Annotated in this window: 13 protein-coding genes; 5 read left to right on the plus strand and 8 right to left on the minus strand. The window is 61.2% G+C overall.

From position 1 onward, the window contains the following. Window positions 1-13 precede the first annotated feature (13 nt). The 3 genes from AAIL67_RS21935 to AAIL67_RS21945 all read right to left on the minus strand — a co-directional run bounded on the left by AAIL67_RS21935 (window position 14) and on the right by AAIL67_RS21945 (window position 1,761). Window positions 14-619: a hypothetical protein gene (locus tag AAIL67_RS21935; RefSeq protein WP_034384151.1), complete on the minus strand. Its 606-nt coding sequence runs from the start codon at window positions 617-619 to the stop codon at window positions 14-16. Between the two features lie 66 nt (window positions 620-685). Next, window positions 686-937, minus strand: a complete 252-nt coding sequence (locus AAIL67_RS21940) for a GlsB/YeaQ/YmgE family stress response membrane protein (protein ID WP_034355925.1) — start codon at window positions 935-937, stop codon at window positions 686-688. Between the two features lie 197 nt (window positions 938-1,134). Beyond that, window positions 1,135-1,761 carry a C40 family peptidase gene (locus AAIL67_RS21945; protein WP_034349623.1) on the minus strand — a complete coding sequence of 209 codons (627 nt, stop codon included), beginning with the start codon at window positions 1,759-1,761 and terminating at the stop codon, window positions 1,135-1,137. Between the two features lie 374 nt (window positions 1,762-2,135). On the opposite strand from AAIL67_RS21945, the gene AAIL67_RS21950 reads away from it, so the two are divergent. From AAIL67_RS21950 to AAIL67_RS21965, 4 genes are all read left to right on the plus strand, one after another. Continuing rightward, window positions 2,136-2,738 carry an isochorismatase family protein gene (locus AAIL67_RS21950; RefSeq protein ID WP_004340903.1) on the plus strand — a complete coding sequence of 201 codons (603 nt, stop codon included), beginning with the start codon at window positions 2,136-2,138 and terminating at the stop codon, window positions 2,736-2,738. A gap of 362 nt (window positions 2,739-3,100) precedes the next feature. Next, window positions 3,101-4,993 carry a propionate--CoA ligase gene (locus tag AAIL67_RS21955; RefSeq protein ID WP_343484897.1) on the plus strand — a complete coding sequence of 631 codons (1,893 nt, stop codon included), beginning with the start codon at window positions 3,101-3,103 and terminating at the stop codon, window positions 4,991-4,993. Between the two features lie 243 nt (window positions 4,994-5,236). Beyond that, complete coding sequence (locus tag AAIL67_RS21960) at window positions 5,237-6,625, plus strand: phosphomannomutase/phosphoglucomutase (protein ID WP_343484898.1); 1,389 nt, start codon at window positions 5,237-5,239, stop codon at window positions 6,623-6,625. Between the two features lie 18 nt (window positions 6,626-6,643). Beyond that, window positions 6,644-7,945, plus strand: coding sequence for a 3-deoxy-D-manno-octulosonic acid transferase (locus AAIL67_RS21965; RefSeq protein ID WP_343484899.1), 1,302 nt, complete (start codon window positions 6,644-6,646; stop codon window positions 7,943-7,945). 134 nt (window positions 7,946-8,079) lie between these two features. Here AAIL67_RS21965 and AAIL67_RS21970 read toward each other — a convergent pair whose 3' ends face one another. The 5 genes from AAIL67_RS21970 to AAIL67_RS21990 all read right to left on the minus strand — a co-directional run bounded on the left by AAIL67_RS21970 (window position 8,080) and on the right by AAIL67_RS21990 (window position 15,324). After that, window positions 8,080-9,537, minus strand: coding sequence for a TolC family outer membrane protein (locus AAIL67_RS21970; RefSeq protein ID WP_343484900.1), 1,458 nt, complete (start codon window positions 9,535-9,537; stop codon window positions 8,080-8,082). Between the two features lie 83 nt (window positions 9,538-9,620). Continuing rightward, window positions 9,621-9,968, minus strand: a complete 348-nt coding sequence (locus tag AAIL67_RS21975; protein WP_063661177.1) for a rhodanese-like domain-containing protein — start codon at window positions 9,966-9,968, stop codon at window positions 9,621-9,623. A 117-nt stretch (window positions 9,969-10,085) separates the two neighbouring features. Then, window positions 10,086-10,796 carry a protein-L-isoaspartate O-methyltransferase gene (locus AAIL67_RS21980; RefSeq protein WP_004340917.1) on the minus strand — a complete coding sequence of 237 codons (711 nt, stop codon included), beginning with the start codon at window positions 10,794-10,796 and terminating at the stop codon, window positions 10,086-10,088. A gap of 22 nt (window positions 10,797-10,818) precedes the next feature. After that, complete coding sequence (locus AAIL67_RS21985; RefSeq protein WP_063661179.1) at window positions 10,819-14,073, minus strand: efflux RND transporter permease subunit; 3,255 nt, start codon at window positions 14,071-14,073, stop codon at window positions 10,819-10,821. Further along, entirely contained in the window at window positions 14,074-15,324 is a 1,251-nt protein-coding gene (locus AAIL67_RS21990; protein WP_343484902.1) for an efflux RND transporter periplasmic adaptor subunit, read from the minus strand. Window positions 15,325-15,535: 211 nt separating this feature from the next. Between AAIL67_RS21990 and msrA the strand changes: the two genes are divergently transcribed. Then, the gene (gene msrA, locus AAIL67_RS21995) at window positions 15,536-16,072 is read left to right on the plus strand and encodes a peptide-methionine (S)-S-oxide reductase MsrA (protein ID WP_063661182.1); all 537 of its coding nucleotides are present in this window, start codon (window positions 15,536-15,538) and stop codon (window positions 16,070-16,072) included. The last annotated feature ends 49 nt before the right edge of the window (window positions 16,073-16,121 follow it).

Here is a 16,121-nt window from a genome sequence, read left to right on the forward strand (position 1 = left end):
GGAGGTTGCTGTCTCAGTCATCACGGTCTCGCTGCCAGGGACCGCGATCCTGCTGCCAATTGCGCACCAGATCGCTATTGCGTTGCAGCAGATTTCGGGTGTCCAGCCAGCGGCCCGGAATGTCCAGCTCGGCTTCTTCCACCACCCGCATACAGTCCTGAATATGGCGCTCGCCCAGATAGCGCAGAGTCGCGTAGCCTATGGATGCAGCTGCGAGCTGGCCCAGTAGCGGCACATATCTGGCGGCCTGCTTGGTGCTCATGCGCAAACCCAGGGTTTTGCCGAGGCGCAGCACTACGTCGCGGGTGATGAACTTGCCGATCAGCACGGAGCCAACCATGGCGATGGCTTTCTGGACTTGCTCGCGCTTTCCTGGCGTGAGTTGGTCGAGTTGCTCTGGCGTCAACCCGAACTCCTGGTTGATGCGCGGATAGAGTTGTGCGAGCAGGGCGGCATCAGCAGCCCAGTCCAGACCGGGTATGGGAATGGCACTGGCGGCAGCGCTGACGAGTGCCCGTCTTCTCAGTAGTTTGCGGGCCCGTTCAGCGGCTTGGGCAATGTCTTTGCGCTCCGCTCTGGTCGCACTAAGGTTTCTGAAGCTCGGGTCTTTTTTCCACATATTCGATAAGGAGATGACGGAAATAGAAAAAGGGGCTTGTCGGCCCCTTTTGGTCGGAATTCAGATTCAGTTGGCCTTACCGCGCACCATGCCATAAATAAACAAAAGAATCACGGCCCCAATGACCGATGCGATCCAGCCTGCGGTTTGCCCGGGCTGGTACCAGCCCATGGCCGAGCCCAGATAGGTAGCTACAAACGAGCCGACGATACCGAGAAGAATCGTCATGATCCAGCCCATGCTGTCATTGCCGGGCTTGATGGCCCGTGCAATCAAACCGACGATAAGACCGATGATGATGGTTCCGATGATGGACATATTCTGTTCCCTGTTGGTGCTTTGACGAAAGTGACTCTACGCGGCCCGGCAGATCGACTCTGTCGGACGATTCTGAATGTCGGCGCGAGCGTGGTTCTTGCATGAAGACATGCGGCGGCATGGGCTACATCAGGGCTCAAGGAAAAAACCAAAACGCCTGCAGAAAGCAGGCGTTTTGGTTGAGCTCTGATTCAAAATCAAGGCTGCAATGGACCCAGGGCGCTATATGCAGCAGCCGTGGTTGCCGAAGCGTCAGCACCTTCGACGCGGCGGGCGCCGTCGAAGCGGCGCGCCCAGTAGGAGGTCTGCATGCTTTCCACACGTACGCTGGCACCGGTGCGCGGTGCGTGGATGAATTTGCCATCACCCACGTAGATACCCACATGGCTGAATGTGCGGCGCATGGTATTGAAGAACACCAGATCACCGGGCTTGAGGTCGCTGCGGTCGATCTGCTGAGTGGCATTGGCCTGTTCGGCAGAGACGCGAGGCAGAACCTTGCCCATGGTCTGGGAGTAGATGGCCCGCACAAAACCGCTGCAGTCGAAGCCGGTTTCTGCATTGGTGCCGCCCAGGCGATAGGGAACCCCAAGGAAGCCCATGGCCGTCACTACCAGATCGGAGGTTTTTTCGGCCACGTTCTGACGTGCTTCGCGCACGAAGTCAGTCGTCTTCTCGGCCACGGAGTGGCGAGCTTCACGCAACTGGGTGATGAGGCCGCGGTTGACCAGCAACTGGGCCATGTCGTCGTCACGCTGCTCGCTAGGCGCCGCGTGCGCTGAGGTAACGCCGACAAATAGAAGTGCAATAAGCCATCGGGACATGGGGCGTGAGGGTAACACGTTCATTTGTAGGATGGGGTCTCTATTTCCAATTTTTTCTCTTGGTTTTTGATGCAGCACAGCAAGTGAGCTGCGGGCATAAGCTTATTGCGTGAGCTGCTCTCAAATTTGCAGCGTATTGCAGTAAGTGATTTCCCCATTCTGGTGAATGCGGGTCGGGAATGCACCAATTCATGGTATTGACATGCGAGAGGCGTTGCATTGACGGACTTTCTACCTCGGCATGCGCTTGCAGCGACAATAGCGCCATCGATTGCAGCCGATGCGACACGCTTCCTCAGCGTGCCGCGCGCCTGTCTTATGCAAGCGCTGCGCTTTTTAGCAGCGGCTTGACGCGGTTTTAAGAAAGATTTGCCATGTTGTTAGAAGCTTCCGAGTCGCAACTGGTTCTGGTGGACTACCAGGACAAGCTGATGCCCGTCATTCACGAAGGCGCGCAAGCGCTGGCCAATGCCGTCAAGCTGGCCAAGATGGCGCAGCTGCTGGATGTGCCTGTTTGGGGAACTGAGCAGAACCCCTCGCGCCTTGGCGCCAACAATGCGGAGTTGAAGGCGCTGTGCCAGAAGACGCTGGAGAAAATGTATTTCAGCGCCGTGCCGGAGGGGCTGGGTGAATGGCTGCGTCCTCCCGCCAAGCCGCAGGGCGGCAATGCGCGCAGCCTGCCCAAGCATCTGCAAAAGCCCCAGCAGCAGGCGCCCGAGCGCAATATGGTGGTGATTGCCGGCTGCGAAACCCATGTCTGTCTGTTGCAGACGGCGCTGGAGCTGCTGGAAGACGAGTTCGATGTGTGGGTGGTGACGGATGCCTGTGGCTCGCGCACCGAGCGTAACCGGGATGCAGCGTTTGACCGTCTGGCGGGCGCCGGCGCCGAGCTGGTAACCACCGAGATGGTGATGTTCGAGTGGCTGCGCACCTGCGAAGACCCTGCCTTCAAGGAGATGCTGGCTCTGGTCAAGTAATCGCTTGCAGCTATTCAGGAAATAAGCGCCTTCTGGGCGCTTTTTCTTTGGGCTGTGCATTGACCGTCACATTTTCGGCTCGCGGCACCCAGATCCCAGAAGTTGCTGCCCGGTTTGGCGTACCGTCTCCATGGGGGGCACGGAGGAGTCAGGAGTACTACGTCATACGCCATGTCGCGGCGGACACGATATCCGAGAAGAGTGCTTCAAGGAGGACCCAAGAACTGAACGTGCTTGGGCCGGTGCTCTGATGCGGCGTTGATGCGATAGTCAAGTGCTGTCAGTTTTTGGCAAGCGCGTTATGAATAATTATGAATTCAGAAAACTCTCTGCAAAAGACGGAGAGTCAAGGAGACATATTCATGACCACGCGTTTCGAAGATTTTTATCAGCGTTCCATTCATGACCGCGACGGCTTCTGGGCGGAGCAGGCCGGCCTGATCGATTGGCAGCAGAAGCCGCAGCAGATCTGTGACTACAGCAACCCGCCATTCGCCAAATGGTTTGTGGGCGGCACAACGAATCTTTGTCATAACGCCATTGACCGCCATCTGGCAGAGCGCGGCGATCAGAACGCGTTGATCGCCATTTCCACCGAAACCCAGACCGAGAAGGTCTATAGCTATCGCGAGCTGCATGCGGAGGTCAATCGCATGGCCGCCGTGCTGCAGTCGCTGGGTGTACAAAAAGGCGACCGCGTGCAGATCTATATGCCCATGGTTGCGGAGGCTTGCTTTGCCATGCTGGCTTGCGTGCGTCTGGGTGCCGTTCACTCGGTGGTGTTCGGTGGCTTTGCCTCTGGCGCACTGGCGTCGCGCATCGATGATGCCGAACCCAAGGTCATCATCAGCGCCGATGCGGGCTCGCGTGGCGGCCGTGTCGTGGCTTACAAGCCTTTGCTGGATGAAGCGCTCAGGCAATCCAGCCACCAGCCCGCTGCCGTGCTGATGGTCAACCGCGGGCTGGCTGAAATGCCCATGAAGGCAGGTCGCGACCATGACTGGTCGGCCTTGCGCGCTCGGCACATGAATGCACAGGTGGATTGCGTCTGGGTGGAGTCAACCCATCCCAGCTACACCCTCTATACCAGCGGCACCACAGGCAAGCCCAAGGGCGTGCAGCGCGATACGGGCGGCTATACCGTGGCGCTGGCGGCCAGCATGCCGCATATCTTCGATGCCCAGGCCGGACAGACCTTCTTCTGCACCAGCGACATCGGCTGGGTCGTCGGTCATAGCTACATCATCTATGCGCCGTTGATTGCGGGCATGGCCACGGTGATGTACGAAGGCCTGCCGGTCAACCCCGATGCAGGCATCTGGTGGAGCATTGTCGACAAATACAAGGTCACGCACATGTTCTCGGCGCCGACGGCGATTCGCGTGCTCAAAAAGCATGATGCTGATTACCTCAAGCGCTACGACATCTCAAGCCTCAAGGCCCTGTGGCTGGCCGGCGAGCCGCTTGACGAGCCCACGGCGACCTGGATCAGCCAGGCCATCAACAAGCCCATCATCGACAACTACTGGCAGACCGAGACCGGCTGGCCCATCATGACGCTGTGCAACGGCGTGCAAAAGCAGGCCACGCGTTTTGGCAGTCCGGGCCGGGCTGTCTATGGCTACAACGTCAAGCTCATCGATGACGCCAGCGGCGAGGAGCTGACCCAGGCGAATCAGAAGGGCGTGCTGGCGATTGAAGGTCCGCTGCCGCCCGGTTGCATGCAGACGGTCTGGCGTGACGACAACCGCTTTGTCAACACTTACTGGAAGAGCATTCCGGGTCGGCTGATCTACAGCACCTTCGACTGGGGCATTCGCGACGAGGACGGCTACTACTTCATCCTCGGCCGTACCGACGATGTGATCAATGTGGCGGGCCATCGCCTGGGCACGCGCGAGATCGAGGAGAGCATCTCTGCCCATGCCCAGATTGCCGAAGTGGCCGTGGTTGGCGTTGCCGACAATCTCAAGGGCCAGGCTGCGCTGGCCTTTGCCGTGGTGCGCGATGCGGCCTTGGTGGCAGATGAGGTGTCCAGCAAGGCCCTGGAGGCCGATGTGATGAAGCTGGTCGACTCGCGTCTGGGTGCGGTTGCGCGTCCGTCTCGCGTGATTTTCGTCACGGCTCTGCCCAAGACGCGCAGCGGCAAGCTGCTGCGCCGGGCTCTGCAGGCCGTGGCCGAAGGTCGTGACCCTGGTGATCTGAGCACCATGGAAGATCCTGCGGCCCTGGCTCAGGTCCAGCAACGCTTGTAACTTCAGCAAGCCGGAGCCTGTGGTGATGGCTCTCCAAATCACCACAGTCCAGGCAAGGGCCGCCCCGCAGCAAAGTCCGTCGTCCCTTCAGGGAAGACTCGAAGCGACTCAGGGACATTTGAATACAAGGCCTGCGACCATCAAGGCGCAGGCCTTGCTGTTTGCAGCCTAAAATCGCCCGATCGCGCCGCGCAGTCCACTGCCTGGCGCTATGGAATTGAAAAACTTCGAGAAAGAGCTGTTGTGCAGATTGCATCCTCCATCTTCAAGGCCTATGACATTCGCGGCATCGTGCCGTCGACACTGACTGAAGAAGTCGCCCGTGGCATAGGCCGCGCATTCGGCATGGCAGCGCTGGTCGCCGGCGAAAAAACCGTGGCGGTGGGCCGCGATGGACGTCTGTCGGGTCCCGCGTTGTCGGAAGCATTGATGCATGGCCTGACCGATGTGGGCGTGAATGTGATCGACATCGGCCTGGCCACCACGCCCATGCTGTACTTTGCGGCCGCCACCTTGTGCACCAGCGGCATTCAGGTGACGGGCAGCCACAATCCCAAGGATTACAACGGCTTCAAGATGGTGCTGGCAGGCCGCGCCATTTATGGCGAGGAAATCCAGGCCTTGCGCGTGCGCATGGAAACCGAGGACTGGACGATTACCGGTGCCGGACAGATCAGCCGTGCCGATGTACTGGCCGATTACACCGCCCGCATCGTGGGCGACGTGAAGCTGGCGCGGCCCATGAAGATTGTGGTGGACTGCGGCAACGGCGTGGCCGGTGCGTCGGCGCCCGCCATCTTCCGCCAGCTGGGCTGCGAGGTGATCGAGCTGTTCTCTGAAGTCGACGGCAACTTCCCCAATCATCATCCCGACCCCAGCAAGCCAGAGAACCTGCGCGATGTGATCCATGCCTTGCAGACAAGCGATGCCGAGCTGGGTTTGGCCTTTGACGGTGACGGCGACCGCCTGGGCATTGTGACCAAGGATGGCCAGAACATCTTCCCCGACCGTCAGATGATGCTGTTCGCCAAGGATGTGCTTTCGCGTGTGCCCGGCGGCTCCATCGTGTTCGACGTCAAGTGCACCCAGCGTCTGGCCCCCGAGATCGAGGCTGCAGGCGGCAAGGCCGTGATGTACAAGACCGGCCATTCGCTGGTCAAGGCTCGCATGAAGGAGCTGGGCGCGCCGCTGGGCGGCGAGATGAGCGGCCATATCTTCTTCAAGGAGCGCTGGTACGGCTTTGACGATGGCACCTATGCCGGCTGCCGTCTGCTCGAAATCGTCAGCCGCGAAACCGACCCCAGCGCAGTGCTCAACGCATTGCCCACCAGCTTCTCCACGCCCGAACTCAATGTGGCCTGTGCCGAAGGCGAGCCCCATCGTCTGGCGGCCGAGTTGCAGGCGCTCGCTGCCACGGAGTTTGCCGAACCTGCCCGGGTCAGCACCATTGACGGCCTGCGCGTGGACTGGGCCGATGGCTTCGGCCTGATCCGCGCCAGCAACACCACGCCGGTGCTGGTGCTGCGCTTTGAAGGCCACACACAGCAAGCCTTGCAGCGCATCGAAGCGCAGATGCTGGCTTTGCTCAAACGCGTCAAGCCCGACGCCCAGGTGGGCGCTTCTGCGCACTGATAGCAGCAGCGCTCAAGCATGGCCAGACCGGCTCCCATGAGCTTTGCCCGTGCGCTGTTCAGTGCACTGGCCTGGGCGATGCAGCCTCTGCTGCGGCGCAAGCTGCGACGCAGAGCGCTCGCTGAGCCGGGCTACGGCGTGGCCGTACCGGAGCGCTTTGGCCATTATCAGCCTGCAGATCTGGGGCGCGACGGACGCGGCCGTTGGGTGTGGATTCATTCGGTGTCGCTGGGCGAGACCCGAGCTGCCGCCATTCTGATCAAGGCCTTGCGCGAGCGCATGCCGGCCATGCGTCTGCTGCTGACGCACAGCACAGCGACCGGGCGAGAGGAGGGCGCAAAGCTGTTGCTCCCGGGCGATGTGCAGGTCTGGCTGCCCTGGGACTCCCTGGGCGCCACCAGGCGTTTTGTCGCGCAGTTTCAGCCTGCCGTGGGCGTGCTGATGGAAACCGAGATCTGGCCGAATCTGATTGCGGCTTGTGCCAACACAGGCATTCCTCTGGCCCTGGCCAATGCACGTCTGAACGAGAAATCCGAAGCCGGTGCCTTGAGAGTCAGGCCTCTGTCTCGCCCAGCATACGGCGCACTGGCTGCCGTCTGGGCTCAGACCGAGGCCGATGCCAAGCGTCTGCGCAATGTAGGAGCCAGCGTGGATGCGGTACTGGGCAATCTCAAATTCGATGTGCAGCCCGACGCGCATTTGCTGAGTCTGGCTGCGAGCTGGAAGCAGCGCTTGAGCAAGCCCGTCGTGCTCTTTGCCAGTAGCCGCGAGGGTGAAGAAGCCCGGCTGTTGGAGCAGCTTAAAAGCCAGCCGGAAGCAATGCAGGCTGTGCAATGGCTGATCGTGCCGCGCCATCCGCAGCGCTTTGAGGTAGTGGCGCAGCAGATTGCGGATGCGGGCTTTGCGGTATCAAGGCGCAGCCAGTGGGGAGCGCAGCCCCCTGCGCTGGCCAACGCTATCTGGCTGGGCGATTCCTTGGGCGAGATGCCGCTGTACTACGCCATGTCGCATATAGCGTTGATGGGCGGCAGTTTTGAGCCTCTGGGCGGGCAGAACCTGATTGAGTCGCTGGCCTGTGGCACGCCTGTGATTCTGGGGCCACATACCTTTAATTTCAGCCAGGCGTCTGAGCTGGCCGTGCAGGCCGGTGCAGCCATTCGCAGTGCCGATATGGCCCAGGCCGTGCAGGATGCGCTGGCCTGGGTTCAGAACGGTGCCGATTTGGAAGCCGCCCGAGCCAAAGCACATGACTTCATGGCGCAGCATCGCGGCGCAGCCGGTGCTACGGCGGATGCGATTGTGCGGCTGATGGGCTCCTGAAATAAGAGCTGCTTACGCTTATTTAGTAAGTATTTCAGATAAGAAACAGCAAAATTATGTTTTGTATAAAGCGCTGACAGCTATTGTTTCAGTAGCGATTGATCCACCATTGTTCTAGCTAGCGGTTTCGCTACTTAACGTGCTTTACGCTGGTGCGCTAGAGGTTGGGCAGGTACTGCGGGTGTTTGGGGCGTGGTTTTTTGAACGACCGGCGCTGGCAAAGTCAGGCTGTCAATGCTGCGAAGATCATCATCTGACAGCACGCCCGCAGCCTGCTTGAGCTTGAGCTGACCAAGCAGCATCTGGTAGCGCGCATTGGCCAGATCGCGCTCGGTCTGGTAGACCTGACTCTGGGCATTGAGCACATCGATATTGATGCGCACGCCCACCTCATAACCCATTTTGTTGGCCTCCAGCGCACTCTGGCTGGAGGCGAGGGCCGCTTCCAGCGCCTTGACCTGAGCCTGGCCTGACTGCACGCCGAGGAAGGCAGTGCGTGTAGCCTGCTCCACGTTGCGGCGAGCGTCGTCGAGCTGGGCGCGGGCTTTTTCCTCCAGCGCGACGGTTTCCCGGATGCGGTTCTGCACGGCAAAGCCCGCAAACAGCGGCATGTTCATGACCACGCCGATCTGGGCAGCGTTGGTGCGATAGCTCAGGGGAATGGATGGAGTCATGGAGCCGTTGGGATAACGGTTGACCACATAACCCGCCTGCAGGTCCACGGTAGGCTTGTGGCCGGCTTCGGCCTTCTGCGTGTCGAGCCTGGCGATGTCCAGGGCCAGCTGGGCCTGGCGCAACTGGGGCTGGGCGGCCAAAGCCTTGTCCACCCAGTCTTGCATATTGTCGGGCGTCACCTTGGGCATGGTCAGCGGCGCGGCCAACGGCGTAGGCTGAATGCCGACGCGGCCCACGAGCTGATCCAGGGCTACGCGCTTGACCTGCAGGTCATTTTGCGCAGCGATTTCCTGGGCCGTGACCAGATCGAAGCGTGACTGGGCTTCGCGTGAATCGGTGATGGTGGCTGTGCCAACTTCGAAATTGCGCTTGGCCATCTCGAGCTGGGTGCTGATGGCCTGCTTTTGCGACTGGGCCACCTGCACGCTGTCCTGGGCCGCCAGCACATCGAAATAAGCCTGGGACACACGCACGATCAGGTTCTGTGCAGCCGCATCCAGCTGAGCCTGGGCCACATCCACGCCGCGCTGCCCCTGCTCGTAGGCAATCTTGTTGGCAGGACGGTACAGCGGCTGCTGGGCGCTGAGCTGCACGTTCTGCTGCGTGCTATTGAAGCTGCTGGTCATGCCGGGCACGGGCACCGAGGTGTGAATGTCCACATGGGTGCGGTTGGCACCCGCCGACAGACCCACATTGGGTAGCAGCCCGGACAGGGCCTGATCGGCGCGGCTGGCCGCAGCTCTCGCATCGGCTTGCTGGGCCTGCCATGAAGCGTCATAGCCGCGGGCCTGAGCCACCAGCTCCGACAAGGTCTGGGCCTGTGTCTGAGCGCCGGCCCATGCCAGCAAAACTCCCAAGGAAATGGCACGCAGCGCGTGTGCGGAGGGGGCTTGCAGAGGCCTGGGCAGCTTGGTCATAGATGTCAGGGTTGGGCGGTCTCGATCACAACGGAAAACTCAACAAAGCTCTGGATTGGCCGAGCAATAGGCCCGGCAATCTTTCAATAACGGGGCACGCCCGGATCGGCGCTGAGCGACCAGGCGTCAATGCCGCCGGTGATGTTGCTGACGTCCTCAAAGCCGTTGTTGAGCAGAAACGCAGCCACGCTCATGCTGCGGGCGCCATGGTGGCACAGGCAGGCGACGGGGTGGTCGGGGTCCAGCTCCTGCAGGCGACCGGGAATATCGTGCATGGGAATGCAGCGCAGCTCGAAGCCCTCGCCGGGATGAATGCTGGCCAGGGTGACTTCCCAGGGTTCGCGCACATCCAGTACCACGGGCCTGACGCCATTCGCGGCATGAGAAGCCAGCCATTGCTGGAATTGGGCGGGCAAGACCTGGGTCAACATAAAAACTCCTGGCGGCTGGCCGACGAATCTGCGGGCCAACCCTGACACTGAAAGACAGGCCCTGATCGCTGCACTGCCGAGTCGCAGCGCAGAAAGCAGGGCGAACGCAACAAGCGTTTAGAACGAGAAGCGCGAAGGCTCTTCAAAACCCACAAGGCGGGTGGCAGCAGTATCCCAGGGTTGCTGGACTTCGAAATTGTTGCCGTTCTTGGTCACCAGTGTGAAGCGCATCACGGGCATGTGACCGACGATGGCGGCAATGCGGCCGCCTTCGTTGAGCTGGGCGTAAAGGGCATCGGGAACCTGAGCCACCGAGCCGCTGAGCACGATCACGTCAAACGCGCCCTGAGCCAGGGAAGCGGTGGCACCGTTGGCCAGCTTGACTTCGACATTCTTGACGCCGGCGCTGAGCAGATTCTCACGGGCCATCTCGGCCAGTTCGGGGTCGATCTCCAGTGTCACGACTTCCTTGGCCTGGGCGGCCAGCAGGGCTGCCATATAGCCGGAGCCGGTGCCGATCTCGAGCACGCGGTCGGTGGGCTTGATCTTCACGTCTTGAAGCATGCGCGCTTCGATCTTGGGTGCCAGCATGTGCCAGCCTTTGGCGGCAGCTTCTTCGGCCGTGCCCTTCAGGGGGACTTCAATGTCCATATAGGCCATGTTCGCGTATTCGGGCGACACATAGTCTTCACGGTGGACCTTGCCCATCAGCTCCAGCACGGACTCGTCCAGCACATTCCAGGGACGGATTTGCTGTTCGATCATGTTGAAACGAGCCTGCGCGTGCACATCGCGCGGGTCCACTTGGGCATTCATTGGCAGGGCCATGGTATCTCCGGGGAAAGACTTATCAGGACAAACCATCGATTCTACGAGCCTCGGAGGCTTCGTGCGGCGGCTCATCGCTTTTTGAGGGCACGCCAGACCATTTACGGCGCATCCAGTTGGAAAAATCATCGAGATAGCAGTACACCACGGGCACCACGACCAGGGTCAGCAGCGAGGAAGTGATGACGCCACCGATCACTGCCTGACCCATGGGGGCGCGTTGCTCGGAGCCCTCGGTGACCGCAAAGGCCAGCGGCACCATGCCGAAGATCATGGCCAGCGTGGTCATCAGAATCGGGCGCAGGCGCACCCGGGCCGCCAGCAGCAGCGCTTCGTTGCGCGGCAGGCCCGGCTCGGTCTGGCCGCTGACCTCGTTGGTGCGGCTCTCGCGGGCGCGGATGGCAAAGTCCACCAGAAGAATGGCGTTCTTTGTCACCAGACCCATGAGCATGACCACGCCGATGATGGAAAACATGGACAGGGCCGAGCCGAACATCATCAGGGCCAGCACCACGCCGATCAGCGTCAGGGGCAGCGAGGTCATGAGTGCCAGGGGCTGGAGAAAGCTCTTGAACTGGCTGGCCAGAATCATGTAGATGAAGATGATGGCCAGCATCAACGCGGAAATCGCGTAGCCGAAGGATTCGGCCATGTTCTTGGCCGCGCCGCTGAACTGGTAGCTGTAGCCGGGCGGCATGGGAATGGTGGCCAGCGCCTGCTTGATATCGGCCGTGACCTCGCCCGTGCTGCGCAGATAGACATTGGCGTTGATGGCGACTTCGCGGTTGAGGTTGCGGCGGTTGATCTGGCTGGGGCCGGTGCTGTCCACCACGCTGGCGACCTGGTTGAGGCGCACGATACGCATGCCGCCATCTCCGGTCGCCAGTGCAAACGGCAGGCGCTCCAGGTCCTGGGGCGTGGTGCGGGCCTCGGGCTCGAGCCGCACGTTCACGTCATAGGTCTGGTCGTCGCTGGCCCGCCAGTTGCCCACGGTCTGGCCGGCCACCCAGGTGCGCAGTGCGCCAGCCATATTGCCTATCGACAGGCCCAGATCGGCCGCGGCATCGCGATGGACCTCGATATTGACCATGGGCTTGTTGGGCTTGAGGCTGGAGTCTAGGTCGACCAGACCAGGGATGTCGGCTATGCGCTCCTGCACGATCTGGCTCAGGCGGGCCAGTTCGTCCAGATCCGGGCCCATGAGCGAGAACTCGACCTGCTTTTGCCCGCCCACGGCCTCGCGCAGGCCTACATGGGTGAGCTTGATGCCTGCAACCGCCTGCAGCCTGGGGCGCAGATAGGCCGAAATCTCGTCCACATTGCGGCTGCGCTGGTGGCGGTCAACCAGGCGCACATAGATATTGGCGTAGTTCTTGCCGTTGGCATTGCCGGTGTTGATGGTGGTCAGGGTGTAGCGCACCTCGGGCAAGGCGCGCAATATGTTCGTCACCTGCCTGGCCTTGGCTTCGGTGGCTTCGATCGAGGAGCCTTCGGGGGTGTTGAAGCTGATCGAAGTTTCCGAGAAGTCCGCCTTGGGCACAAATTCGGTGCCAAGCAAGGGTACAAGAGCGATGCTTGCTATGAAAATAATGAATGCCAGCGCTAGGGTGAGCAGCTTGTGAGCCAGCGACCAGCGCAGTATGCCCTGATAGACGTCCGAGAGCCGATCGCTCATGCGCTCCACCCAGGCCGTCACGCGCCCCAGCGTGCGGTCGTACAGGCTTTTGCTGCCATGTTCGCCATGGGCGTGGATTGCCGGGTCATGCCAGACGCTGGAGAGCATGGGGTCCAGCGTGAAGCTGACGAACATGGAGATCAGCACGGCCGCCACGATGGTGATGCCGAACTCATGGAAGAACTTGCCGATGATGCCGCCCATAAAGCCTATGGGCAGAAATACGGCGACGATGGAAAGCGTGGTGGCGAGCACGGCCAGCCCGATCTCCTGCGTGCCTTCCATGGCTGCCTGATAGGCGTTCTTGCCCATCTGCACATGGCGCACGATGTTCTCGCGCACCACGATGGCATCGTCGATCAGCAGACCCACGCACAGCGAGAGCGCCATCAGCGTGACCATATTGATGGAAAAGCCAAACCAGTACATGAAGAGAAAGGTGCCAATCAGTGCGATGGGTAGCGTCAGCCCCGTGATCACCGTGGAGCGCCAGGAATTCAGGAACAGAAACACGATGAGTACCGTGAGCAAGGCTCCCTCGATCAGGGTTTGGCGCACGTTGTCCACGCCCACGCGGATGGCGCGCGAGTTGTCGGCAATCGCCTGCAGGCGCACGCCGGGTGGCAGCTCGGGGGCGATTGCTTTGATCGCCGCGTTCAGGCCGTCGACTACCTCGATGGTGTTCTCGTCCTGGGCCTTTTGCACGGACATCAGCAGAGTGCGGCTGCCGTTGTACAGCGCCAGGGTCTGCAGCTCCTGCGCATCGTCCTGCACGCGGGCCAACTGGCCGACGCGGATTGGGGCGCCGTTGCGGTAGGCCACGATGATGCGGGCAAATTCCTCGGGGCGCTGAATGCGGGCATCGATCTGCACCACGCGTTCCTGGGCCTTGGAGCGGATCGAGCCCACAGGCAGATCCTGGTTCTCGGCACGTACCGCCTGGGCAACCTGCTCGGGAGTGATGGAGTAGGCCTCGAGCGCCTGCGGGTCCAGATAGACATTGATCTCGCGCTTGGTGGCTCCCACCATGTTCACGGCGCCCACGCCGCGCACGTTCTCCAGCCGCTTTTTCAGCACCTGGTCGGCCCAGCTCGTCAGCGCAATCGCGTCGGGCGGCGTCACGCTCTGGCCATTGGCTGCGGTCTCGCCGTGCAGGGCATGGGGGTCTGGCAGCACGGCCAGCGACCAGACAGCCGTGCTGGCCGGGTCGAAGCGGATGACGCGCGGCTCCTTGACCTCGTCACGCAGAGTGGGGCGCACCGAGGCGACCTTCTCGCGTACATCGTCGGCAGCGCGGCGACCGTCTATATGCAGCTGGAACTCGATGATGACGACGCTGGTGCCTTCGTAGCTGCGCGAGGTGAGGGCATTGATGCCGGCGACCGAGTTGACGGCTTCCTCTATCTTCTTGGTGACCTCGCTCTCGACGATCTCGGGCGAGGCGCCCGGATACTCGACCGTGACCACCACCACGGGAAACTCGATGTTCGGGAACTGGTCAACCTTGAGCCGCTGGTAGGAAAAAATGCCCAGCACCACAAAGGCCAGCATGAGCATGGTGGCCAGCACCGGGTTTTTCAGGCTGATGCGCGTGAACCACATTTACCGGCTCCCGCTGCTGCCTGGCTCGGCCGACTCTTCGACCAGCGTGCCTTCGCGCAGACCGCCGGTGCTGCCAGCCAGTATCCGGTCGCCCGCATTCAGGCCCTTGAGGATTTGCACCCAGGTTGCGCCTTCATGGGCGGACTGGCGTCCCAGTTCCACGGTCTTGTGGATCACGCGAAGCTCTGTGCGGCTGGAGATTTCCTGTGCACGCTCCGGTGCGATTGCGGCCACGGTCGGCTTGCCGGCTTGCAGCACTTGCACATAGGGCAGGGGCTTATCGGTGCGCACGGCGGCCAGAGGCACGGCTAGTTGGCTGGCGTTGCCGGTCAGTATGCTTCCCTGCAAGAACAGGCCGGGGCGCAACTGTGGAATGCGTTGACTGCTATTGTTCTTGGCGGCTTCGTCCTTTTGCACTGCCAGATAGGCCGCCACAGTGCGCGAGCCGGTCTGGGCGCTGGGATTGATGCGCACCACCTTGGCGCTGATGGCCGTCATGTCCTGGGGGGCACCGGGCACTTGCAGCTCGGCCATCTGGCCGACCTGAACCTGTACCGAATCTGCGGGAGCGAGCTGGGCCATGATTTCCAACTTGCCTGGATCGACGACTTCGACGATGCGCGCTTCCACACCAACGCGCTCGCCGTTCTGGACAAAGCGCTGGGCGATCTGCCCACTCATGGGGCTGGTGATGACGGCGTCGGTGACGGACTTTCGGGCCGCATCGGCGGCGGCCTGGGCGGCGGCCAGATTGGCGCGGGCCGAATCCAGGTTGGCCTGCGAGGTCAGCAGTGCGGTGGTGGAGATAAAGCCTTTTTGCACCAGGGCCGCATTGTTGTCCTGGTTGCGCTGGGCAATCACCAATTGGGCTCTGGAGGCATCGGCCTGCTGCTTCGCCTGGCGCCAGCGTGCCTCGGCCTCCGTGGCATCAACGCGAGCCAACTGCTGGCCCTTGCTGACGCTATCGCCTTCACGCACCGTCAGGCCGCGCAGTTCGCCCGCGACATAGGCCTTGACCATGGCCGAGTTCACTGCCTGAACCACACCGTTGAGGGGAACGCTCAAAGCAAGCTGAAGGGTCTGAGCCGTCAGAACCTCCTGGGCAGCCAGTTGTATGGGCAGCTCCAGCGGCGCCGAGCCGTTGACGACGGCTTGCTTCTTATGCTGCAGATTGACGACTGCGCGCCAGCCTGTGATGGCCAGCAAGCCGATCAGGGCCAGACTCAAGGCCCAGCGGCCGGAACGCTTCATGGTGTGTATCCCTCTGAGGCAAGTTTCTTCTGTTCTGTGCGTCACATACTAGATTCACTGGACACGGCTTGTATTGCAGAGCAGCAAGCAGTGTAGTGGGCGCCGTGCAGCTTAGCGGCACCGCAATCGCTGTCATTGGTGAAAATGGGTAGTTGATTTGAGCTACGCTTGACGCGTCTGAAACACGCGTCTAAAACACAAGGAGCCCGTAATGGCTGTGGAAACCATTTATCTGGGCGGCGGTTGCTTTTGGTGCACGGAAGCCGTCTTCGACCGCGTGCGCGGCATTGTCGATGTGGAAAGCGGCTATGCCAATGGCCATCTGGACCACCCCAGCTACGACGATATCTGTACCGGCCAGACCGGTCATGCAGAGGTGGTGAAGCTTGACTTCGATCCCGCGGTCATCAGCTTGCGCGATGTGCTGCTGATCTTCTTCGGCACCCATGATCCGACCACACTGAACCGTCAGGGCAATGATGTGGGCACGCAGTACCGCAGTGCAATCTTCACCACTGATGCGCAGCAGGCGACTGTGGCGCGGGCATTGGTCGAGGAAATGCAGAGCGAAAAAGCGTTTGATGCACCCATGGTTACTCAGATCGAGCCCTTGACCAACTACTGGCCCGCCGAAGACTATCACCAGGACTATTTCCTGCAGCACCCGGGCCAGGGCTATTGCGCTTTTGTGGTGGGACCCAAGGTGCAGAAATTCCAGAAAGCGTTCTCGCGCTGGCTCAAGGATTAAGCCCGGCTTGCTGCGCAGGGCCCTTAGTGCAGATACACTTTGCAACCCC

It is taken from the genome of Comamonas sp. A7-5, from assembly GCF_039581385.1.
Classification (GTDB): Bacteria; Pseudomonadota; Gammaproteobacteria; order Burkholderiales; family Burkholderiaceae_C; genus Comamonas; species Comamonas thiooxydans.